Genomic DNA, 22864 nt, shown 5'->3' with positions numbered 1-22864 from the left:
AAGGCTGTCGATTCATTCATTTGGTATAAATCTCAGGCTTCAGTACACCGACATAAGGTAGGTTCCGGTACAGCTCGGCATAGTCCAGTCCATAGCCTACGAGGAATGCATCAGGAATCACAAAGCCGGTGTATTCGGCTTCAAGATTGACTGCGCGGCCTGAAGGCTTGTCGAACAGAGTGACTACGTTGACAGAAGCGGCATTCCGCCCCTGCAGCATCTCAATCAGATAGCTGAGTGTAAGGCCACTGTCGATAATATCCTCGACAATCAGAACATCACGGCCTTCAACCGATGTGTCCAGGTCCTTGATGATTTTGACTACGCCGGATGATTTGGTTGTACCGCCGTAGCTGGATACCGCCATGAAATCCATTTCAACGGGTACTGTAATCACTTTAACCAGATCCGCCATAAAGATAAACGCACCTTTGAGTACACAGATCACTAAAGGTGTGCGGCCTGCATATTCCTTGCTCAGCTGGGCGCCAAGCTCCCTGATTCTTTGTTGAATCTCTTCTTCGCTGATCAAGATTTCCTGAATATCATTCTGCAACTTGCGAACCTCCTAAGATATACTATGAAAGACTTACTTCGGCCATTACGATTCTTCACCCTGCTTCAAATCCTCCAGGGTCAGGAGCAGAACAGTGGCCGTGTGCCGCCCAACTGCGGCATGCATCGAGCGTCTTACGCCCGGAATCCAGATGATATTGCCCGAACCATCACAAACGAGGGGAATTGCAGAGCGTTCGGAAGAAGGTATTTTATCATCAATGTAAATATCTTTTACCTTTTTGCTTCCGTTTAATCCCATAACCCTTATGGTATCTCCAGGCAATCGGGAACGAATGGTCAGCGGCAGAACAAGAGCGTCGCCGTCAAACCAGGCAGAGCTTTTCCCGGAATCCTCCTCCTGTGCAGAAAAGACTTCTCTCGCAAGCATCCTCATCGTCATAACTTTTCCTATCTCCCCAAGCTTAATACGGGGCTCAGTCAAAGACAGCCGATATGTATAGCTCACCTGCCGAATCAAGGGCTTGGACGAGAACAAAATAGTATCGTATTGCCGCACGCAGACGTAACCGCTACCCAGGTCCAAAGTCCATACGGTAGGGTATTCCTGCAGCGTTCCCCGGCGCACCGCTTCAATCTTGGGAAAATCCATGGATGATGAATCCGCCGACAGATAATTTAATATTAGTTTAATCAAACGCCGTTGTAAAGCGGAGGGTATGGCCGCAAAGGCAGCTCTCTTCAAGGTGTATTTTCCATGCTCGGTGAAAACCAGCTCATCAAAGCATTTTGCCGCATTCGCCTCCATATATTCATCTTCCGCCGAAGCAATTTCAGCCAGCTGCAGAAGCGATTGCTTCACTCTCGGATTATGCTGTTCCAGCATAGGCAGCACTTCCAGCCTGATGGCATTCCGCTTATATTTCGTCAGAAGGTTGGTCGCGTCCTCCGCATAAGCAAATCCTTCATTCTGGCATAGGCCGACAAGAGCTGTTTTGTTAATACGCAGGAAGGGGCGGATGAGTTCCACCTTTTTTTCAGTCCGTTTCCAGCGCATTCCCGCAAGGCCTGATGGTCCGCTCCCCCGCAGCAGCCGCATAAGCACCGTCTCGGCCTGATCGTCTGCATGATGGGCCAGCGCCACAGAACGTGCCTTGTAACGATGTGCGGTTTCGATCAGGAACCCGTAGCGCTTCTCCCGTGCTGTCCCTTCCGGGCCAAGCCCGCTCTCCTTGAGGATGGACGGAATATCGAATTCGGCCAGCTCGAAGGGGATTCCCAAGCTTGCCGCCAGGCCCCTGACCAGCTCCGCTTCTTCTGCCGATTCTGCTCTGAAGCCATGATTGACATGGGCGCAGATCAGCGACAGCGGCATTCGGGTCAGGGATATCTCATGCAGAATACGCAAAAGAGCCACAGAGTCCGGCCCTCCGGAAACTGCGACTACAATGGTGTCATGGGGCTGCCACAGCTCATATTCGGCCGCAGCCTCCAGTACGGATTCCACCAGTTCTTTCATGTGCTCCATATGCGGCTTCCTTTCCTGCCATCCCTAGCACGGCCTGCTTGTGAATATCAGCATCTTGGTGATTATGTACAATATCAGAAACGGAATACCCAGTATAATGTAAAGGCCAGCAGAAATAAAGACAACGCAAAGGCATTTTTGAGCCAGCGCGGGGTTGCCATGGTCTCTTTTACCGACTTCCGCCCCCTGTAGATATGGCTTCTCCAAATCTCCGCAGCCTGCGCAGTACCGGGGAACCCGCCTTTGAGCGCTAGGCACAGCCAAGAAGACAGCTTCTTGTCTGGCAGCTCTCTGGCCAGCTTCAGCAGCTCCTCTATGCTTCTGGTCTGCGGCAGCTGCTGGGCGGCGGCCTTCAACCCTTCTTCATTAAGCAGCCGCAGGCACAGGACGGCAAAAGCAAACAGATCATAATTCTGATCTCCTGTCCGGCTGCCGGCATTCCAGAACCCGCGGTCATGCCATTCGGTGAACTGCTTCACACTGCGGCCGATGGGGCTTGCCCCGCCGTAATCAATCAGCTCCGCTTCCCCGTAGCTGGATACCATTACATTCTCCGGCTTCAGATCGCCGAATACGAAGCCGCACTCATGCAGGATCTGCAGCTTCTCCAGAAGCTTCATCCCGACCAGCCCCAGCCAGGACGGACCGTTCCTGGACAGGAAATGGTGCAGCGGTCTTCCTTCCACATAACGCATCACATAAAAAGGAGTATGGTCCCGATCCTTGAAGTCGTCTGATTCCAGCAGGTAAGAAGACAACGGCGATTCTTTGCGGGCCCGGTGCTCATTGCGCTTACGGCTGGACTGCAGGGAGGTCAGCACGTTAATCTCTGATTGCAGCTCAAGCGTATCGTATCCGATCTTGAGCGCATACCGCTCCCGCCGGCCTTCCCGCTGTACCAGATATACGGTTCCGTTTGCCCCTTTCCCCAGCACACGTTCCACGACATAACGGTTCCCCCGCCATTTGCCGGTGATCACAGTGCCTGCCGGATAGGGTGGATTAGACGACATACCCACCAATCATCCCTTCTTGTGCCTTGTCCTCTTCGCCTGGAAGATCCCCGCGATATTCCTCCAGTCTATCACAACGATAATGTTCCAGCACCTTGAAAATAGCCGGTCCGGTCGGAGTAGCCCCCCGCATCTTCAGTCTGGAGAAGAGGGAGCGGACCTCGGATACATTCCGTGTCCAGTCCATATCCAGCATGGCATCCTCACTGCTGGAGCGTCCGGGAAAATGGAATACGGCGATCTCGCTGCGCCCTTCCCTTGCCTCCAGGCTGAGCGCCAGATCACGGATAGCCCCCTCCACCGCGCCCAGCTTCGGCTTCATGCTGGCACTTGCATCAATTAACAACGCTATGCGCAGCGGCGAGGTCTCGGTCAGCTCATCCACGACCGTTACCACCTGTGAACGCTGCTGCGGCGGCAGCTCTGCCAGCGAGCTCTCGCCGAGAATTTTTTGTACCTCTTTATTAACCGCCTGCTGAATGGTCTGAACGACAGTCTTGCGTGTCATCATCTGAATAGTCTGTGCCAGCTGCGGTGTTCCCACGATCCGGCTGATCCCGCCCCCCGACCTTGCAATGTCGGCAATTTCCCGGCTTCCCAGCTCACCGATGGTCCCGTAATCCACAACCCCAACGACATTAACAGTGATGCCCTCCTGGCGGGCATGCGCTGCCGCCAGCACCGGACTTTCCCCCACATTTGAACAACCGTCCGTTATGAGCAGAATTTGCTTCATGACCGTTCCTCCCTTTGCCTTGTATCTAGTTACTAGCATATCCAAGGTTGAGAGATTTCAAACGCCGCCTAACGCTTTAAAAATAGATCTGAAAGATATCGTAAAAATGAGTCTCTGCGAGAATTTTGGGCCTCCGATCGCTGTTATCTTCCGATTTCCTGATTTAATACCGCAGTTGCGGTTGAAATCGGAAGACAAAGGCGAACGCTGACGCTTCTACGGCTCCAAAATCTCTCTCCGTTCCGTTTCTTTTACTATGAAATTCAAATCTAACCTCTTACCGCTGAGCCGGCGGCGGTTGAAACGGAGGCGGGCAGGCTGCATTTCGAACAACATTTACAGCTTAATCAGAATTAGACTCAAGTGCTGCCCGGTAAGCATATCCCAGCTACGTTAGCTAACCGTACGCGGGCGCTCCATCCGGCCCACGCCGGAGATATGCAGGCTGGACCATTCCGGGTGATAATGATCCACACGGCTGACGACGATGGTCATATCATCATGGATCTCATTCCCCTGGTAGCTGATCACCTTCTCAAGCAGGCTGTCCGCCATATCCTGCGGATCATCACCCTCCAGCTCCTGGATCAGGCGTTTCATCCATATCTCCTTATTAACGGCATATCCCGGCGCATCATAAATACCATCGGTCATCATAATGAGAATATCGCCGGGGCGCAGCTGCATGGTGACCAGATCCACCTCGATATCTTTGATGATTCCAATCGGCAGATTGCTGGCCGTCACGGGAATCACTTCGCTGCCCCGCCGGATGAAGCTCGGTGCAGAGGCAATCTTCATGAAGATCGTCTGCGCCGAATACTGGTCGATCAGCGCCATGTCCACTGTGGCGTAGAATTCATCCGGGGAGCGCAGCAGCAGAATCGAATTCACGGATTTCACCGCCAGCTTCTCATCCATGCCTGATTGCAGCAGCTTTTCCAGCATGGATAATGCAGCACTGCTCTCCATCCGGGCCCGCTCCCCATTGCCCATTCCATCACTGATGGATACGGCAAAGGTGCCATTGCCCAGCTCCATCGTGCTGAAGCTGTCCCCTGACAGCATGTCGCCTCCCATCCCCGCCGCGGCTACGCCGGTATTAATCTCATAGGCCTTGGCCGAACCAAAGGTCACCATCGACAAGCCCTCGCGGGGATGGACGGCGGTCTCACTCACAACCGCGATGTTCTCTTCCAGAATATCGGAGAGCAGCGGAGCGATCATTTTGCGGCACTCGTCGAAGCCCCGGGTATAGGCATGTACCACTTCAATCTCTACCCGGCCGGGATCAAGGCTCAGAATCTCAATGGTGTGAATGGATAAGCCCAGCTTCTCCAGTGCTTCCCGGATCTGGCTCTCCTGGCGGTACATCGCCTGCCCTTCCCGCTTGATCTCCTTCGCCAGATCCTCCATGACCTGCGAGACACCGGAGAGCTGCTCAGCGACAAATTGGCGGCTGTCGTATATTTGCCGCTTCCAGCGCATATCATGCTGGTAGAGCTCATATTGACCCTTCATTACATCAAGAACCTCCCCGGTTCTCCCGCAGATCCTGCTCCATTCCGGCGGGAGCTGGGCAGCGGTAATGTCCGGGCACTCCTCCACCGTAGTCATCATGTCGGTCATATACCTGTAGGTCTGATAGAACTTGGCATCCCAGCAATGGGTACGCCGGATGCAGCCGGAGCAGGCTCCTTCTGTTACCGTATTCATGAAATCCTCCATCTCGCGGTCACTTTTCCCCGCCTCCCCGGCACGGGGAATCTGTCCGAAGCTGCTGGAGAGCTGCTGGAATACCTGCGAGAACTGGGTCACCCGGTCTGCTGTAATATCCCGCACCCTTCGGGCATATTCATGTTGGGAACGGCTGTGATCTGCTGTCCCCGGTACATATTTGGCAATGGCAGTAATAATACCCTTAGGTGTTAGAAGAAACAACATCACGGCTGCGCAGGTCTCCCAGGTGGAGTTCATGACATCGCCCGGTCCCATGAAATAGACAGACAGTATAGTTGAACCCAGCAGCATCCCGATGGAGACCGCCCCTTTGCGCCCGGACTGCATCATACCTGCCAGCATCCCGGAGAAGGCCAGGAGGCTCATTTGATAAATGGCTCCTATATCGGCCAGACTGAGAATCAGGCCCGTCACTACACCGACCGCTGCCCCAAGCGGCGCTCCCCCGGCCAGGGCGAAGAGCAGAATCAGGAACCGCGATAAGATATGCTCCAGGGAGAATCCGTTGATGGTCCAGCCTACGAGGCCGGTCATTACAGAAGCCAGCAGGATGATCAGACAGAGTACCTCCTCATTGCGGAGCACCCTGCTCTTTTGCTTATAAGTGAATAACGGAAGCGCCTGCAGGAATACAAGCGTCAGTACAAACCCGAGTAAGGCATCAATCAATGCCATCATCAAAGGATACCAGGTGATTGAAGGTCCGATTACGACCCGGAACAGTCCCACCATAAAAGAAGCTACGAACACCATAAGCGGGGCATAGGATAGATCCACCCGCTGGAAGCTCTCCAGCCCTTTGTAGATCAGATAAAAAATGATCAGCTCCGCAGCAACCACGATGGCACCCGGAAACGGTGTGAAGAGACTTCCGAGCAGAATGGCCGCAGCCACAGGCAGCATGGTGTCCCGGCGCATAAATACAATGACGGCGAAATAAGCAGCAGCAAATGGTGTAAGCTCGTCCAATATCATGGCCCGTCCCAGCAAAAAGCCCATTAGACTCAGGAGCAGCGCCCACTTCTTGACCACAAGCAACTGGACAGCCGGCTGCTTCGACCCCCACGCCTTCAGACGCGTGCCCCAAGCTTCTTTCTGAATCTTGTCTTTGCTTCCAGCTCTTGTCCACTCCGGCAAATTCACCACATTGCTTTTACTCATTCCCCTGCACCACCCGTTTAGAATTTATGGTTCTCATTATATAGCGGGGGTTCTAAGAAAGTTTGTCAGAAACGGAGAGCAAACTGTAAAAATATTCCGACAAAAAAGCCTGTCCCGACATTCTGTGGAAAAGTCTTCTTATCCCTTGCGGGGTACAAGATCAGCTAGGGATGGGAGCGGTGACGCTGCCAGTTGCCGGCGCTGCCCCTGCGGACATTCGTCAGCGATTGCCCTAGAGTTATGTGAGAATGGCTTGGATGCTGTCGGCAATTTGTTAGCAGCCGACAAAAACAGCCTGCTGCCGTAGAAGGCGCAAGCGGATAGACTTCAACAACAAGCGGAAACGGCCTTGCCCGAGCCTTTGAGCAAGTGGAAACGGCTTTGCCGTCCTTTTAAAGAACGGTACCGTTTCAGCGGGAAATAGAAGGATAAGTTATCGTGGCAACATATAACTTCTTATATTTGTACAAAAAAACCGCAAAGGGCATTTAGCCCCAGCGGTTATTTATGATGTGCAAAACTCAGATTATACGCGCTTGGCTCCACGGCCGCCGCGCTTTCCTTCTGTGTTCTTCTTGATCGAAGATATCCGTTCTTCGCTGTCTTTCAGGAAGCGTGACATTTTATCCTCGAATGAAGGTTTACCGGCTGCAGGCTTGAATGGACGCCCACCCCGTTCACGATTGAATCCACCGCCGCCTCCACCACTGCCGCCACCGCCGCCGAAACGGTCTCCACCGCTTGGACGTTCAGGTCTTGGAGCTCTGGGGGGACGTACTTCCGATGCCGGCTTATCAACGGCTTGCTTAATGGAAAGTCCGATCTTGCCGTCCTTGTCAACATTGATCACCTTAACGGTTACTACATCCGCAATCTTCAAATGATCGTTGACATCCTTGACGTAGTTATCGGCGATCTCCGAGATGTGAACGAGACCTGTGACACCTCCTGACAGATCCACAAATGCTCCGAAATGCGTGATGCCTGTCACCTTGCCCTCTAACTTGGTGCCCACTTCAATTGCCATAGAATAAAATGATCCTCCCTTAAAAATATACAGACGAATATGATGTCCATCCTGTCTGCGGTGATTTGATTATACAGTAAAGAACTTACCAAGGCAACAGAGCGTAAGCCTCTTTTCGCTTGCTTTTATTGCCCGGATTGCTCTGTACGGATAGGTAATTCGCCTGCTGGATACATATTGTACCATTTACGCGCTAATTGTCCGATATACTCATCATCATTCAAACGCGAAACTTCATATCTCAGTTGGTTGAGTGAAGCCGTTACACTCTCGTTACTCTCATTCTTGCGGGCGAGCTGTTCGCTCTTGTCGGCAATAGCTGCGCTCTGGGCAAAGAAAGTGAACCCGGCCCAGCCGAAGAATACGGCCATAACAAGTATCCATATAAACTTTCTTCTCTTCGCGCCTGCGGCCGAAGCATTGTGGTTACTATTCTTCTCTTCCGCAGAGAATCTGTTCATACAGCTTACCCCCTAGTTCCAGTTCAAGGTTAGCGTTTCCGCCACCCTGATATCCATTTGGTGATCCTCACGATCCGGGCGCTATGATAGATCCTGGACAGATGTGGAGAGACCCACCTTACAGGAAGTACCCAGATTGGCTTGGTTAGACGCAGCAGCAGCTTAAAAATATACAGAAGAATCCGGCCGAGCAGCAGCACCGTTCCCTTAACAAGGCGCCACAGCCAGAGAATCGGACCTCCAATGACTATTATAATAAACCGCCCTAGCAGCCTGCACATATACTGAACTGACTGAATTAACATTACCACAAATCGCTGCACCGTAATACTGAAGATCAAAAAATAGATCCATACACCTAGAAAAAGTCCGAGAATGACATAAAACCTCAATTGCCCCTGATTTCCGGCATAAAGCATGCGGAAGACGAGCAGAGCTGCCCCTATCCAATACAGCAGATCAAGCAGCGCATTCAGCCAACGGGGGAATCTCAGCTTCAGCGACAGCACCCGGTAGCTGTCATAGGTCAGTCCCATGGCTGTGCCAGCCAGTATCATATAGAACAGGGTAATCCATTGTACGGAAGGATTCATTTAAACAGCTTACGGAGAATCCCTTTATTTTTGCCTTGCGTACCGGGGTCCAGATAAATCAGGGAATGAACATTGCCTTCAAGCGACAGAATTCCATTCTCCAGACTTAAATTCTTGATATGTAAATGAGTTCCCCGAATGGTAAGATGGCCGAGTTCTGTACGCAGCAGAAACTCCTCACTGTCAAAGCTCTCCACATTCTGCACACCTGTAAGCTCAATCTGCTTGCGGCTGCGCATGTGCAGATCATGCTGTTTGTTGACTTTGGCTGGCTCGATCATAGCATGTACCCCTCCTTCTTGGTTCTAATCTATGAAGGAGGGACAGGGTATAGAACAGGAATATGCAAGAAGAGGTACCCCAGTCAGCCGGATCACGGCTTAGTGGAATACCTCTTCTACCCTGCGGTTCAATGATCTGCTTACCAGTCGAGTCCCGTGCTTTTGGCAACCGGTTCCTCGCGGAGCAGTGTGTACATCCCGGCGGCCTCGTCCTTGCGGGTGGTTTCCACCAGCTTTTCGACTTTGACCGTCACAAGCTTTTGACCGAACTGTACTGTAATCTCGTCACCGATCTTCACGGTACTGCTTGGTTTGGATTCCCGGCCATTGATCAATACCCGGCCCTGTTCGGACACATCCTTGGCCACGGTGCGGCGCTTGATCAGTCGGGAAACCTTCAGGAACTTGTCCAGACGCATTTAGTTAACGGCTTCTTTGAGCTTGTTGCCCGCCTTGAAGGCCGGTACAGTGGATTCAGGGATTTCAATAGGTGTGCCCGATTGCGGGTTACGGCCGGTGCGGCCGGAACGTTTGCGTGTTTCAAAGGTACCGAAGCCAATCAGTTGGACTTTGTCTCCGCCTGCGAGAGCTTCTGTAATTTCGCTCAGAACTCCGTTAAGTACGGCTTCTACGTCTTTTTTGGCCAATCCGCTTTTCTCGGAAATGTTGTTTACCAGATCTGTCTTGTTCATAATTTGAAGTTCCTCCTAGGATACAAAAAAATAAATGAAAATCAGGTTTGCCGGAAAAATAACCGCAAATCGTCATTTCGTCTTTATGATATTCTTGATTCCGCCCGCAATTCCTGCCACGATCCGCCGTTTTTTTTGAAAAAGTAACATCTTGCGTAGGTTATGGGGGCTTATAGCACTATAACATTATAAACCTCTCATTGCATTTCAAATCAGAGATTCGTGCCGTAATCACAGCATTGCCGCGAAACCGTTGGTATATACCGCAGAAGCTATAATTATAGAATCTACAGCTTCCGCTCTTCCGCCTTGGCTTCCTGCCATAGAGCCTCCATCTCTTCCAGATGGCTGTCCTCCACCCGGATGCCCTTATCCCGCAGACGCTGCTCAATATACTGGAACCGGGCGACAAATTTGCGGTTGGTACGGGTCAGTGCTTCTTCAGGGTCCGCTCCGATGAAACGGGCGATATTCGTGGCCGCGAACAGCAGATCACCCAGCTCCAGCATCTGCTCCTCGGCAGACTGTCCCGTCTCAATCGCTTCCTGAAGCTCATCGACCTCCTCGCGGATCTTCGCCAGGACATCGCTGGTGTTATCCCAGTCGAATCCGACTTTGGATGCTTTTTTCTGCAGCTTGTAAGCCTTCATCAGGGCCGGCAGATCCTTCGGAACCCCGCTGAGTGCGGACAGGGCTTCAGGCTTCACGCCTTTGCGCCGCTTCTCCTCGGCCTTCATTCCTTCCCAGTTCTGCAGCGCCTCCTCGGCATTGCCGGCAACATGATCACCGAATACATGCGGATGGCGGAACAGCAGCTTCTCATTGAGTCCCTCAATAACATCGTAGACACTGAATGTACCCAGCTCTTCTTCCATCTGGGAATGAAGCATAATCTGAAGCAGCAGGTCGCCCAGCTCTTCCTTCATATGGTCCGGATCATCCTCGTCAATCGTTTCGAGCACCTCATAGGTCTCTTCGATCAGGTTCTTACGCAGCGACTCATGCGTCTGCTCCCGGTCCCAGGGACATCCCTCCGGGCTCCGCAAAATATCGACAATCTCATGCAGACGGGCAAACGTGCGTACCCGTGCATCCTCGGCATGATTGATCGGAACATACACCAGCGAAAGATTGCCGTAGCCCTCCAGCCGGTCCAGCTCGTACAGAGGTACACGGAGAATCTGCTCTTCCCCCTCTACACCAAGCGCATGTCCAACAACCACCTCATATTCCGGCGGATACAGCTCCATCAGACAGAGCTTGGTTTCGGAAGCGGTGAAGCTGTCATAGACCTGTCCGATCAGGGTATGCAGCTCCGGGTGGAGCTGGGAGCTGCGGATGCCGGAAGCATCCAGGAGCTGAAAGCCTTCGATCGGATCAAAGCCTAGACGGACGAACGCTTCGTCGAGGAAGCTCTCGCCGCCGAGAATATTCAGCTCGATGCCTGCCTCCGGGCAGCGCTGGCGCAGCAGAGAAACGGCGGATTCGGCAACCATCGGATGCCCGGGTACGGCGTAGACGATCTCCGTGCCTTGCGGAGCTGCCGCTGCCTTCTCGATGAGCGTTGCCGTAATGGCTTCGTAGACCTCAGGGAAGGAAGATAACGATTCATACAGTCCGTCGAAGGACTCCGAGGAAATCTCAAGCTCAGCCAGGGCAGCCATGACAGGATGCTCGGCGGTCCGCACGTATACGGCGGAGGCCGCTTGCAGCTTTTTGATAATGCCCAGGGTCAGCCGGTCCGGATTACCTGAGCCCAGGCCGACGACAGTTAGTGTTGCAGCCATTCTGGTCAACTCCTTCCAGGCAGCCGCTTCCTGCTGTAACAGGCGGCTGCGCTATGTACTATGAATAAGCGCCTTAAGGGAACAGGCGCAGCTTCTTCAGCTTGTCCGCCAGCCGGGGGCCGAAGCCCGGAAGCTGGCGCAGCTCGCTCTCGCTGAGCAGCCGCAGCGCTACTGCGCCGACGGCGAAGACGGCGCAGCCTGCAAGCACGCCGAGCAGGCTCTGCGCCAGGGCCGCGGTCCGCCCGCCGCCGAAGCCGGCGGCGTCTGCCGCCCTGCCTGCGCCGAGGCTCACGGCTGCGGCGGCCAGCCCCAGGCCCGCGAGCAGCGCCGCGGGCTTCAGCAGGGCATCTGCAAAGCGAAGCCGCAGATAGCCCTGCCGGTAGAGCAGCAGCACGTTCAGCGCTGCTGCGAAGAGATGTGCGGCCACGCCGGCGATGGCCGCACCGGTAATGCCCTGCTGCGGCACCAGCAGCAGGTTAAGGGCCGCCTTCAGCGCAGCGGCGGCCAGGAGGGTCAGCGCCGGCGCACGCACGGCGCCAAGGCCCTGCAGCAGCGCAGCGGAGATGATGCTGACCGTGCCGCCTGCGGCGGTGAAGGCCAGCCAGGTCATCGTGCTGCTGCCGGCAGCGTCACCGTACAGAGCCGTGTTCACCGGCTCTGCCAGAACGGCCAGGCCTACGGACGCGGCCAGCCCCAGGAGCCAGAACCAGCGCAGCGACAGCGTGATGCGCGAGCGGATGAGGGCCTCATCCCGCTGGTATTTCGCTTCGGCCAGCGCCGGAATGAATACGACCGAGAGCGAGGTCGCCAGCATCGTTACGATCTGCACGAGCGGCAGCCCGCGGTTATAGATGCCGAACTGGGCCATCGCCGCTGTCCCGCTGCTCCCGCTTCCTGCCAGCAGGCGGGGAACCGTGAAGACATCGACCAGCCCGATTAACGGAACGGCCAGCGCACCCAGCATCACCGGCAGTCCGTAGGCCAGCAGCTGACGGGCGGGTACCCCCTGTTCAGGGCGGGCTGCAGCCAAGCCTTCTCTGCTCTTAAGCAGCGGGGCCTGGAGTAACAGGTCCCGCTGCCCGCTGCGATGGCGGTGACTGCGCCAATACAGCAGCATCACTGCAAGGCCTGCCAGCCCGCCTCCGGCAGGGCCAAGCAGCGCACCGGCGGCAATGCCTGCCGCATCCGCACCGGCAGCACTAAGATATAACAGGAGCGAGATCATAACTGCCACGCGTACCGACTGCTCCACTACCTGTGACACTGCTGTCGGCATCATATTGTGCAGGCCCTGGAAATATCCGCGCAGAGCCGCCATCAGCGGCACTACCGCCAGTCCCCAAGCGCTGCTTCGCAGAGCCGGGATAATGTGGGAGCTGCCCACCCATACCGCAATGAGCGGCGCTCCGGTGTAGACCAGAACCCCGAGCACCAGCCCGCTGACAGCCGTAATACAAGCGGACAGCAGCAGCACGCGCCGCCCCTTCTGCTCATCCTGCGCCGCCGAAGCCTCGGCTACGAACCGGGAGATGGCCGCAGGCAGTCCCAGCATTGCTACAGTGACCAGGATGGTATACAGCGGATAGACCGTATTGTAGATGCCAAACGCGGCGTCGCCGCCGAGATTCTGCAGCGGTATCTTTTGCAGCGTACCGATCAGTTTGGAGAATATAGCCGCCGCGCTAAGAATGAAGGCGCCTTGCAGCAGCTTCGAGCCTTGCTTGTTCGATGTCATGATCTACCTGCTTCTACAGCTATAACTGCCATAATATAGAATGTGAATCTTCATAGAACGAATTTCTATATTATAACTTATCCGGGCATGGAAGTGTAAATGACGACAAAAACCCGCCATTCCCCATGGTTATCGTAACCAAAGGAAAAGCGGGGCTCTCTTACGCATGTATGCTACTGCTCCATTTGTTTACCCAGGAAAGCTGCGGCCGTCTCCGCCATTTTTACTTCCATCTGGGCCATTTTTACCGAATCATCCTTATTCAGCAGCACTACGCAGCCGATAGGGTCTCCGCCTGAGATAATAGGTGCTGCCACATAGCTGGATAACAGTTCCGTGTGGTCCTTGCTGATGTCATAGCTGCCTCCGTTAGTCTCAAGCACCGTCTTACGGCTCTCCATTACCTTCTCCAGCAGCACACCCACCTGTTTCTCCAGATAATCCTTCTTGGAGCCGCCGGCGAGCGCGATGAAGCTGTCCCGGTCCGTAATCATGGTAATATGCCCTGTTCCTTCATACAGCGATTCTGCGTATTCCTTGGCGAAATCGCCCAATTCACCGATCGGTGAATATTTTTTCAATATAACCTCGCCGTCACGGTCAACAAAAATTTCCAGGGGGTCCCCCTCACGAATCCGCAAGGTACGTCTAATCTCTTTGGGGATAACCACTCGTCCGAGGTCATCAATACGTCTTACAATACCAGTAGCTTTCATTTCACATGTTGCCCCGCTTTCTTAAGAAGTATGGTCCAACTACTGTCCAATATGGGAATGGTTAATCCCAGTGATTTATCGTAATATCTGACCATAGTATTCATCTCTTCCCAGTTCCTTATACATCCCCGGGCCGCATAAAATAGTTCATGCAAAAATAAGAACACCTGACCGGTTTCCTTCCAGTTATAAACACAAATTCTGATTTCTATACCCGGCAGGGCAGGGGCTGGATTGCCCCACTACGACAAACAAGCCGCCTTGATGCTTGGCGCATCAGGCGGCTTGTCCAATTTGACTTATTTGGCTGCTTCGGTAGCAGCTGGCACTTCTGTGGCGGCTGGGGTGTCAGCGCCCGGAGCCGGTGTAGCTGTTGCTCCTGATTCAGCAGGAGCGGCTGAGCTTTTCGGCAGATTAATCTTAATCTCCAGGCTGTCCAGATTCTTCTCGAGGAAGGTCTCCAGGCTTGCAGAAGCCGCAGAGTTCTTAACAGCCTTAAGCTGCTCGGCAGTCAGCGTGTCGAACGTTGTATCCTTACGGGCTTCAACCTTCATTACATGATACCCGAAGCTGGTCTTGATCGGATCACTGATCTTATTCAGCGGCAGGGTCTGGGCGGCAGCCTTGAACTCTGCAACATAATTCGCCAGAGGCTTGTCCTTATATTCCCCGCCGGTATCCTTGGAGCCGGGATCATCCGAATATTCCTTCGCCACCGCAGCAAAATCCGCTCCGCCTTCCAGCCTCGCTTTCGCTTCCTGGGCGCGCTTCAGCGCATCGGCATCGGTACGCTCCTTACCGGCACTATCAGTCAGGCCAACCAGCACATGACGCAGTGTTGCCACTATATAGTCAGCCTTGGTGGCTTCATACTGCGATTTTACCTGCTCGTCCGTTACCTTCAGCAGCATGTCCTGATAAACGGTAAGAACGCGCTGCATATACGTCCGCAGGTCAGACTCGCTTAGATCCTGATCCTTCAGCGTGCTTTTGTACTTGTCGCCCAGTTGGCCCTTGATCGTATCAATCTGAGTATCGACTTCTTTCTCGGCTGCTTTCTTTGCTTCTTCCGAGGCCTGTCCGGCCAGGTGTTCAAAGGCAACCTCCTGCTTCAGGATCGACTCCTTGAACATATCGATCTCCAGATACTGCGCCTGCTCGGGAGACAGGAACTTCATCACGCGCGTGTCCAGATTGAATTCCTTCTCGGTAATGGTGCCGCCCTTATAAGTTGCCACTGCCTTTTCGCTGTCTTTATTGCCGCAGCCGGCAAGCATGGAGAAGGATACAGCCGCAGCCAGCGAGACCAGCAGCACCTTCCAGGTTTTTTTATTTAACGACATTGTGTAATTCTCCCTTCGATTTTAAAGACTGTTTGGCTGCCGACAGGAATTGTTCCAGCACATCCAGCAGCTCCTTGTCACCTAAATCCTTCACTTTGATACGGATCGTTGCTTTGGCATCCTTATCAAATTGTACACGCCTTTCAAAGCCATTTCCAACTTTGGCGAGCTTGGCTGTATCCAGGGCCCCGATACTGCCCTCATGGAAATTAAGCAGGGCCTCATCCCCGCGCCGGACCATGGACTCCATACCATACAGCTTGCCGTATACCTTCAGCCGGGCCACAGAGAGCAGATTGATAACCGACTCCGGCAATTCGCCGAACCGGTCCAGCAGCTCATCCTCAAGCTCTGACGCATCCTCGAAGGAAGCCACAGCAGCGACTTTTTTGTAAATTTCAATTTTCTGGATACTGTCGTAAATATACTCGGACGGGAGATACGCGTCAATCGACAAATCAATGACCGTATTCCCCTGCTTCAGCGAAGTATCCTCCTCGCCAAGCACACTTACCTTGCGTTTGCGGATTTCTTCCGCCAGCATCTGCGAATACAGGTCGAAGCCGACAGAAGCAATGAAGCCGTGCTGCTCTGCCCCGAGCAGATTGCCTGCTCCACGGATGGAGAGATCGCGCATGGCGATTTTGAAGCCTGACCCGAGCTCTGTGAATTCCTTAATGGATTGCAGACGCTTCTCTGCTACCTCGGTCAGTACTTTATCCCGCTGGTAGGTGAAGTAGGCATAGGCAATCCGGTTGGAACGGCCTACGCGTCCGCGCAGCTGATACAGCTGGGACAGCCCCATTTTGTCGGCATCATGCACAATAAGCGTGTTAACGTTAGGAATATCGACACCAGTCTCTATAATACTCGTGCTGACCAGCACATCATACTCTCCGTCCAGGAAGTCGAGAATCGTCTTCTCAAGCTCTGACTCCGACATCTGTCCATGGCCGATCCCCACTCTTGCCTCCGGCACCAGCATGGAGATCTGCGCAGCCATTTCCTGAATGCCCTGTACGCGGTTGTATAGATAGTAGACCTGCCCGCCCCTGGCAAGCTCGCGCTCGACCGCTTCCCGTGTAAGCGTCTGGCTGTGCTCAACGACATACGTCTGTACGGGAAAGCGGTTCTCCGGTGGAGTCTCAATAACCGACAAGTCACGCACTCCGAGCATCGACATATGCAAGGTGCGGGGAATCGGTGTTGCCGTCAGAGTTAATACATCAACATTGGTCTTCAGCTTCTTCAGCTTCTCCTTGTGGGTCACGCCGAACCGCTGCTCTTCATCAACAATCAGGAGGCCGAGGTCCTTGAACACCAGGTCCTGCGACAGCAGCCGGTGTGTACCGATGACCACATCCACCGTACCCTGCCGTACTCCCTTAATCGTCTCATTCTGCTCCTTGCGGCTGCGGAAACGGCTCAGAACCTGGATATTCAGCGGATAATTGGCGAAGCGTTCGCGGAAGGTCTCGTAGTGCTGCTGCGCCAGAATGGTCGTCGGCACGAGTACCGCCACCTGCTTGCCCTCAATCGCTGATTTGAAAGCGGCCCGGATAGCGACCTCCGTCTTGCCATATCCCACATCCCCGCAGAGCAGCCGGTCCATCGGACGGTTCTGCTCCATGTCCTTCTTAATCTCTTCAATCGCCCGCAGCTGGTCGCGGGTCTCCTCATACGGGAACATCTCTTCGAATTCACGCTGCTCCTGCGTATCCTTCTCGAAGCCATAGCCGAGTGCGCTCTGGCGTTCAGCATACAGCTTGATCAGGTCATCGGCGATATCCTGCACAGAGCTTCGTACCTTGCTGGTCACCCGTGTCCATTCATTGCCGCCCAGCTTGTATACCTTCGGCTCCTTATCTTCTGAGCCGACATACTTCTGGATCAGGTCAATCTGTTCAATCGGGACGGAGAGCTTGTCGCCACCCGCATAGAGGATATGCATGTAGTCGCGGTGAATGCCGCTGACCTCAAGCGTTCCGATGCCCATGTACTTACCGATCCCGTGATTCTGGTGAACCACATAATCGCCAATCTTCAGCTCTGTATAGCTCTTAATCCGTTCGGCATTATCAATGCCCTTGGAGACCTTCCGCGCCTTGCGCTGCTTCTGCGAGAACATCTCACCTTCAGTGATGACCGCCAGATGAATCGAAGGAAGCTCGAAGCCGGAGCCCAGGTTGCCCTGAAGGATCGTTGGCTCTTCAATACCGTAGTCATCCAGCACCCGGCGGATACGTTCCATCCGTTCCTCGCCGTTCGCGAGCATAATCACCTTCACGCCGGACTTGTGCCAGCGCTCCATTTCGGATTTCAGCACATTCATCTGGCCGTGGAAATCCTGCATGCCCCGGCTGATGAAGCCCAGAATATTCTGCGGCTGAATATGCGGAACCTGGCGCAGAAAAATCGACATAAACAAGGTCTGGAACGGACGCTGGTACATAATGACATCGCTCTCGACAGAGAGGTGGAGTTCGGGCAGTGTTTTGCCATTCTGCAGCAAATGCAGATTCCATTCTGACTCATCCCGCTCCAATTGCTTGGCGGTTTCCAGCAGTCTTGCCGGCTCATCTAGAACCAGCAAAGTATCCTCTGCCATATAATCATACAGATAAGACCGCTCAGGGTAGAGCAGACTGATATATTTATAGATTTCGGGGAAATACGTGCCCTGACGGAGCATTTCCAGCTCCCGGCCCATTTCCTCCCGCAGGCGAAGCTTGGCCTGGCGGTCGCTCATTTTCTCTAATTGCCGTTCCAGCATCGCTGACGCAGCGGTAGAAGCCGCATCCTGACGGAGCTGATCGGCGATAATCTCCTTAGCCGGTGTAATCTTCACACTGCGGACCTTATCAATAGAGCGCTGATCCATAGGATCGAAGGTACGGATGGAGTCTACCTCATCATCAAACAGCTCCACCCGGTGAGCCAGTGGAGAGGTCATAGGATAGAAATCAATAATACCGCCGCGCACACTGAGCTCGCCGCGGTTCTCTACACGCTCCACCCGCTCATAGCCCATCTCAATCATGGACATGAGGAAGTCATCCAGGGCAAGCGTACCGTCCTGCGATACCGTGAGCTGGGCTTCGGCCATGACATGGGGGGCAGGGAGCAGCCTGCGGACGCCGGAGTATGGAACAACCACAATTCCCCGGAAGCCCTTGGCACAGCGTGTCAATACATCAATCCGCTGGGCGAGAGTCTCGGGACTGGAGACGGCGGCTTCAGCAGCCACCAGCTCATTGGCCGGATAGAGCAGCACCTGTTCCGGAGAAAGCGCTTCCTGCAAATCCTCGGCCATCTTCTGGGCCGAGAACATATTATGGGTTACTACCAGCAGCGGACGCTGCGTCTCTTCATGCAGGGCAGCCAGCATCATTTGTCTGGCCGATCCGGATAAGCCGGAGATGAGCTGTTCCTTCATCCCTGCAGCGATACCACGGGTGACAGACTGGAAATCGGGTTCCTTGGAAAAAGCTTCTATAAGACCTTGTAACAACAGGTGCACCTCTCTTACTAAACAGGCTGAGCGCGGCCATGCCGCCCTCACCTATTATAATTGGAATCGAAAACAAGCCTCAGCGGATAAGGCTAAGGCTTGCGGATGACGATAGAGACAGGCGCTTCCACCTTACTGAAGCGGACTGGCCAGCAGGCTGAGTTCGGGATTGTTCTCCAGCGCCTGCTTGCAGTAATCGCAGGTCACCTTCACCGTAATCTCGCCTTCTGAATCATACGCTATTATATCTCTGCGCTCCGCAGGGGTCAAGGAATGCAGCCCCAGCTGCATCTCTGTGATATCACTTCTGCCAATGCTTCCTAAGAATGTCCGGCAGTGCCTGCAAACATAGTGTATTGCCATCTATATGCCTCCTGAAGGTAGTATATACCTCCAGTATGCCCGGTCCAGAATGGCTTTAGCCTAAAGTCCTGAATTCTTCCCTTGCCATTAGCCGTTGAATTTGGCCATGGTCTGTTCGAAGGTATGCTGCAGGCTGAATTCCACAGCATCACAAGTATCCATTATCATGCTGTGCAGCTTGTCCCCATCCTTCTTGGCGAAGGTGGACAGCACATAATCCACGATGGCGAAGCCCGGCTCCGGACGGGATATACCCATCCGCACCCGGTTGAAGCTCTGGGTGCCCGTGTGCTGAATGATTGACTTAATGCCGTTGTGCCCGCCGGCGCTTCCCTGATAACGCAGCCTGATCTTGCCCAGCTCCGTATCCAGATCATCATAGACAACAATCATATCTTCCAGCTTCACCTTATAATAATCCATATAGGCGCGTACCGCTTCCCCGGACAGGTTCATGAAGGTCATGGGTTTGATCAGTACGGTCTTGACACCGCCGATCATCCCTTCACCGATCACCGATTTGCATTTATTCTGATTGAAGGCGATTCCGTTTCTGGATGCAAGCTCATCCAGTGCCATGAAGCCGACATTATGTTTGGTCTTCGCGTATTGCGGTCCGGGATTCCCGAGTCCAACAATCCATTTCATAAGTAGGGTTTATCCTTTCCACCCGGTACGCCCAGCAGAGGGGTTCCGTTTTTGGTACAATAAGTTTATACTCCTCAGGGCAGGTGATGAATCATGCCACATCAGGGCGATATTTTAACACTGCAGCGCCACTTCCAGTACCATATTCAATATGCTGTACCTGTTGAAGTCTATAGGGGGAACGCGCACGTAGACATCGGTGTGATTACAGCGGTTGACGAAGGCTTCGTAGAGCTGCAGGGGACGCTGTACAACCGCAGCCTCTTCACCTTCATCTCCCGCCCGGGATACTGAAGTCCTTGACCTTGGTTCCTGCATCACGCCGATAAGGGTTACATCTTCCGCTTCACGGAGGTGTAACCCTTTTTGTGCTATAACCGGCAGCTTATTCGATTTCGAACAGCTTGCTGATCGACAGCTCCTCATGCACACGAATAATAGCTTCGCCCATAAGCGGAGCTACGGACAGCACTTTGAGCTTGGATGTCGGATTGCTGCTGCGGATTGGAATGGTATCCGTCACGATAATTTCTTTGATTGGAGAGTTCTCCAGACGTTCATGCGCAGGACCGGACAATACAGGATGTGTACAGCAGGCGTAGACTTCCTTCACGCCGCCTTCCATCAGAGCATTGGCCCCAAGGACGATCGTTCCTGCGGTGTCGATAATATCATCAATCAGAATCGCTGTCTTGCCTTCAATGTTACCGATGATATTCATGACCTCACTAACGTTCGGTTCAGGACGGCGCTTGTCAATAATCGCCAGCGGGGCGTTAAGGAAGTCGGCAAGCTTTCTTGCCCGCACAACACCGCCATGGTCCGGAGACACGACAACCGGATTCTGAATTTGCTTGGAACGGAAGTATTGGGCCAGAATCGGCACACCCAGCAGATGATCGACAGGAATATCGAAGAAGCCTTGAATCTGCATCGCATGAAGGTCCATGGTAATGACGCGGTGGGCACCTGCTTTTTCAATCAGGTTCGCTACCAGCTTGGCCGTAATCGGATCACGGGAACGGGCCTTACGGTCTTGGCGGGCATAACCGTAGTAAGGAATCACGACATTGATGCTCTTCGCAGACGCACGCTTAAGCGCATCTACCATAACCAGAAGCTCCATCAGATTGTCGTTAACCGGTCCGCAGGTAGACTGTACAATGTATACATGACAGCCCCGGACGCTTTCCGACAGCTTAACCTGAATCTCTCCGTCACTGAAGCTGGTCGTATGGGACTCACCCATCGGAATGCCGATATAATCGGCAATTTGACTGGCAAGCTTGGGATTGGAGTTGCAGGTGAAAATCTTTAGTTTGGAATCGCAATAAGTCATAAAATATAAACCCTCCGTGACGGAATTTAACTTGCCAAAGCACCGGCGCGGATGTGCAGAGTCCGTCCGGCGCTTTGGCTTGCAAGCTTTTACGATGGACTGTGCTGGTCTTTCTTCGCCTTGGCACGGGAGCGGATCTTCTCCGCATAACCCGGCTTGTTCTCCTGTCTTGCTCTGGCAATCGCCAGATCGTTCTCTGAAACCGAACGCGTGATGGTGGAGCCGGCGACAACAAATGCGCCTTTGCCTACAGTGACCGGAGCCACGAGGTTCACGTTGCTGCCGATGAAGGCATCGTCACCGATCTCCGTCTTGGACTTATTGTAGCCGTCATAATTAACAGTGATGGCGCCGCAGCCGATATTAACATTCTTGCCGATCTCAGCATCACCGACATAACTTAAATGAGATACTTTGGAGCCGTCGCCGATCGTAGCATTCTTGATCTCTACGAAGTCGCCGATCTTGACCTCCTGGCCAAGCACGGCACCCGGACGCAAATATGCAAAAGGCCCAACGGAAGCCCGTGCGCCGACCTTAGCCTGATTCAGAACCGACTGCTTAACGGCAGCACCGTCCATAATCATGCAGTCTTCAATTTCGCTTGCAGGTCCGATCACACAATCCTCGCCGATTACGGTCTTGCCTTTGAGCACCGTTCCCGGATATAAGACCGTATCTGCTCCAATGACAACATCTGCTCCGATATAAGTGGAGGCCGGGTCAATTATAGTTACTCCGCTGAGCATATGTCTGCGGTTGATCCGCTGACGCATGTAGCCTTCGGCTTCAGACAACGCCAGGCGGTCATTCACTCCAATAGACTCTGCAGCATCATGGGCCTGATAACCCAGAACGATATCGCCCTGTGCCCGGAGGATGCCGATAACATCCGTTAAGTAATATTCCTGCTGGTTATTGGTATTCGTTACCTTCTCCAGAGCAGCAAAGAGCTTCGCGTTATCGAAGCAATACGTACCTGTATTGATCTCATGAACCGCAGCTTCACTCTCCGTGCAGTCCTTCTGTTCCACAATCTTCAGCACTCCGCCATCTTCACCACGGATAATCCGGCCGTATCCGGCAGGCTGCTCCATAACAGCAGTAAGGACGGTTGCAGCAGCGTTCTGCGTTTCATGCAGCGCCATCAGCCCTTCCAGCGTCTCCGGCATCACCAGCGGCGTATCTCCGCAGATTACAATCGTGGTTCCTTCTTCCCCGCCAAGCAGATCTTTGGCCTGTTTAACAGCATGCCCGGTTCCAAGCTGGACATCCTGCAGCACATATTCGGCCTCCTGGCCTACATAGGACTTAACCTTCTCTGCGCCGTGTCCTACGACAACTACTGTACGCTGGCATCCGGTCGCTTTCACTGTATCAAGCACGTGCCCTACCATCGGTTTACCACAGACAGGGTGCAGTACTTTGTATAATTTAGATTTCATGCGCTTGCCTTGACCTGCAGCAAGTACAACAGCCATTCTTTTCAAGAATGCCAACCTCCCACTTCTTGAACTCACTACTGAATATATCTCATTCCGGGCAAAAAGAAAAGAGAACCATGAAGGCATGGTTCCCTTTTCTTCGAACCCCAATAAAATCCCCCCACATAGTGGGGCTTTGGCTCCGAGGCTGACCCAGGTACTTTGCGGGCACCCCGAAACATATAAAACG

The 22864-nt window shown here is 53.5% G+C and carries 21 protein-coding genes; 1 reads left to right on the top strand and 20 read right to left on the bottom strand.

Going from position 1 to position 22864, the window contains the following annotated elements:
- Positions 1 to 16: 16 nt before the first annotated feature.
- The 18 genes from hpt to pth form a co-directional block, all read right to left on the bottom strand.
- The gene (gene hpt, locus KDC22_RS00285; RefSeq protein WP_173140730.1) at positions 17 to 556 is read right to left on the bottom strand and encodes a hypoxanthine phosphoribosyltransferase; all 540 of its coding nucleotides are present in this window, start codon (positions 554 to 556) and stop codon (positions 17 to 19) included.
- A gap of 45 nt (positions 557 to 601) precedes the next feature.
- On the bottom strand, positions 602 to 2044 hold the full coding sequence (tilS, locus tag KDC22_RS00280; protein ID WP_173140728.1) for a tRNA lysidine(34) synthetase TilS: 1443 nt from the start codon (positions 2042 to 2044) through the stop codon (positions 602 to 604).
- Between the two features lie 74 nt (positions 2045 to 2118).
- Complete coding sequence (locus KDC22_RS00275; protein ID WP_425516983.1) at positions 2119 to 3057, bottom strand: serine/threonine protein kinase; 939 nt, start codon at positions 3055 to 3057, stop codon at positions 2119 to 2121.
- Entirely contained in the window at positions 3047 to 3793 is a 747-nt protein-coding gene (locus KDC22_RS00270; protein ID WP_173140724.1) for a vWA domain-containing protein, read from the bottom strand. Before KDC22_RS00270 ends, KDC22_RS00275 begins: the two co-directional genes overlap by 11 nt.
- 393 nt (positions 3794 to 4186) lie before the next feature.
- On the bottom strand, positions 4187 to 6694 hold the full coding sequence (gene spoIIE, locus KDC22_RS00265; protein WP_211721719.1) for a stage II sporulation protein E: 2508 nt from the start codon (positions 6692 to 6694) through the stop codon (positions 4187 to 4189).
- 526 nt (positions 6695 to 7220) lie between these two features.
- A complete protein-coding gene (locus KDC22_RS00260) occupies positions 7221 to 7721 on the bottom strand; it encodes a S1 domain-containing RNA-binding protein (RefSeq protein ID WP_036696437.1) in 501 nt (166 codons plus the stop codon).
- A 125-nt stretch (positions 7722 to 7846) separates the two neighbouring features.
- The gene (locus tag KDC22_RS00255; RefSeq protein ID WP_211721718.1) at positions 7847 to 8182 is read right to left on the bottom strand and encodes an FtsB family cell division protein; all 336 of its coding nucleotides are present in this window, start codon (positions 8180 to 8182) and stop codon (positions 7847 to 7849) included.
- 29 nt (positions 8183 to 8211) lie between these two features.
- The gene (gene yabQ, locus KDC22_RS00250) at positions 8212 to 8775 is read right to left on the bottom strand and encodes a spore cortex biosynthesis protein YabQ (RefSeq protein WP_211721717.1); all 564 of its coding nucleotides are present in this window, start codon (positions 8773 to 8775) and stop codon (positions 8212 to 8214) included.
- Positions 8772 to 9056 carry a sporulation protein YabP gene (gene yabP, locus KDC22_RS00245; RefSeq protein ID WP_173140715.1) on the bottom strand — a complete coding sequence of 95 codons (285 nt, stop codon included), beginning with the start codon at positions 9054 to 9056 and terminating at the stop codon, positions 8772 to 8774. Before yabP ends, yabQ begins: the two co-directional genes overlap by 4 nt.
- A gap of 140 nt (positions 9057 to 9196) precedes the next feature.
- Positions 9197 to 9475, bottom strand: coding sequence for an RNA-binding S4 domain-containing protein (locus KDC22_RS00240; RefSeq protein ID WP_036723951.1), 279 nt, complete (start codon positions 9473 to 9475; stop codon positions 9197 to 9199).
- Entirely contained in the window at positions 9476 to 9748 is a 273-nt protein-coding gene (locus KDC22_RS00235; protein ID WP_173140713.1) for an HU family DNA-binding protein, read from the bottom strand.
- Between the two features lie 287 nt (positions 9749 to 10035).
- The gene (yabN, locus tag KDC22_RS00230) at positions 10036 to 11535 is read right to left on the bottom strand and encodes a bifunctional methyltransferase/pyrophosphohydrolase YabN (RefSeq protein ID WP_211721716.1); all 1500 of its coding nucleotides are present in this window, start codon (positions 11533 to 11535) and stop codon (positions 10036 to 10038) included.
- A gap of 73 nt (positions 11536 to 11608) precedes the next feature.
- Positions 11609 to 13270, bottom strand: coding sequence for a putative polysaccharide biosynthesis protein (locus KDC22_RS00225; RefSeq protein ID WP_211721715.1), 1662 nt, complete (start codon positions 13268 to 13270; stop codon positions 11609 to 11611).
- Between the two features lie 173 nt (positions 13271 to 13443).
- Positions 13444 to 13986: a stage V sporulation protein T gene (gene spoVT, locus KDC22_RS00220; protein WP_173140707.1), complete on the bottom strand. Its 543-nt coding sequence runs from the start codon at positions 13984 to 13986 to the stop codon at positions 13444 to 13446.
- A gap of 299 nt (positions 13987 to 14285) precedes the next feature.
- On the bottom strand, positions 14286 to 15329 hold the full coding sequence (locus KDC22_RS00215; RefSeq protein ID WP_211721714.1) for a peptidylprolyl isomerase: 1044 nt from the start codon (positions 15327 to 15329) through the stop codon (positions 14286 to 14288).
- On the bottom strand, positions 15316 to 18840 hold the full coding sequence (gene mfd, locus KDC22_RS00210) for a transcription-repair coupling factor (protein WP_211723842.1): 3525 nt from the start codon (positions 18838 to 18840) through the stop codon (positions 15316 to 15318). Before mfd ends, KDC22_RS00215 begins: the two co-directional genes overlap by 14 nt.
- A gap of 132 nt (positions 18841 to 18972) precedes the next feature.
- Positions 18973 to 19203 (bottom strand): anti-sigma-F factor Fin, encoded by a 231-nt coding sequence (gene fin, locus KDC22_RS00205; RefSeq protein WP_173140701.1) that lies wholly within the window; start codon positions 19201 to 19203, stop codon positions 18973 to 18975.
- Between the two features lie 87 nt (positions 19204 to 19290).
- Positions 19291 to 19851, bottom strand: coding sequence for an aminoacyl-tRNA hydrolase (gene pth, locus KDC22_RS00200; protein ID WP_173140699.1), 561 nt, complete (start codon positions 19849 to 19851; stop codon positions 19291 to 19293).
- Between the two features lie 93 nt (positions 19852 to 19944).
- On the opposite strand from pth, the gene KDC22_RS00195 reads away from it, so the two are divergent.
- Positions 19945 to 20145, top strand: coding sequence for a hypothetical protein (locus KDC22_RS00195; RefSeq protein ID WP_036696494.1), 201 nt, complete (start codon positions 19945 to 19947; stop codon positions 20143 to 20145).
- Positions 20146 to 20236: 91 nt separating this feature from the next.
- Here the strand turns inward: KDC22_RS00195 and KDC22_RS00190 are convergent, their stop codons facing one another.
- Together KDC22_RS00190 and glmU are read right to left on the bottom strand one after the other, a co-directional pair.
- Complete coding sequence (locus KDC22_RS00190; RefSeq protein ID WP_019914487.1) at positions 20237 to 21190, bottom strand: ribose-phosphate diphosphokinase; 954 nt, start codon at positions 21188 to 21190, stop codon at positions 20237 to 20239.
- 89 nt (positions 21191 to 21279) lie between these two features.
- Positions 21280 to 22680 carry a bifunctional UDP-N-acetylglucosamine diphosphorylase/glucosamine-1-phosphate N-acetyltransferase GlmU gene (gene glmU / locus KDC22_RS00185; protein WP_281424952.1) on the bottom strand — a complete coding sequence of 467 codons (1401 nt, stop codon included), beginning with the start codon at positions 22678 to 22680 and terminating at the stop codon, positions 21280 to 21282.
- Positions 22681 to 22864 lie beyond the last annotated feature (184 nt).

Origin of the sequence: Paenibacillus tritici, from assembly GCF_018207515.1 — a bacterium.
GTDB lineage: Bacteria > Bacillota > Bacilli > Paenibacillales > Paenibacillaceae > Paenibacillus_AQ > Paenibacillus_AQ tritici.
Note: the sequence above shows the minus strand (reverse complement) of the source record. Positions and strands in the feature narration are given on the sequence as shown.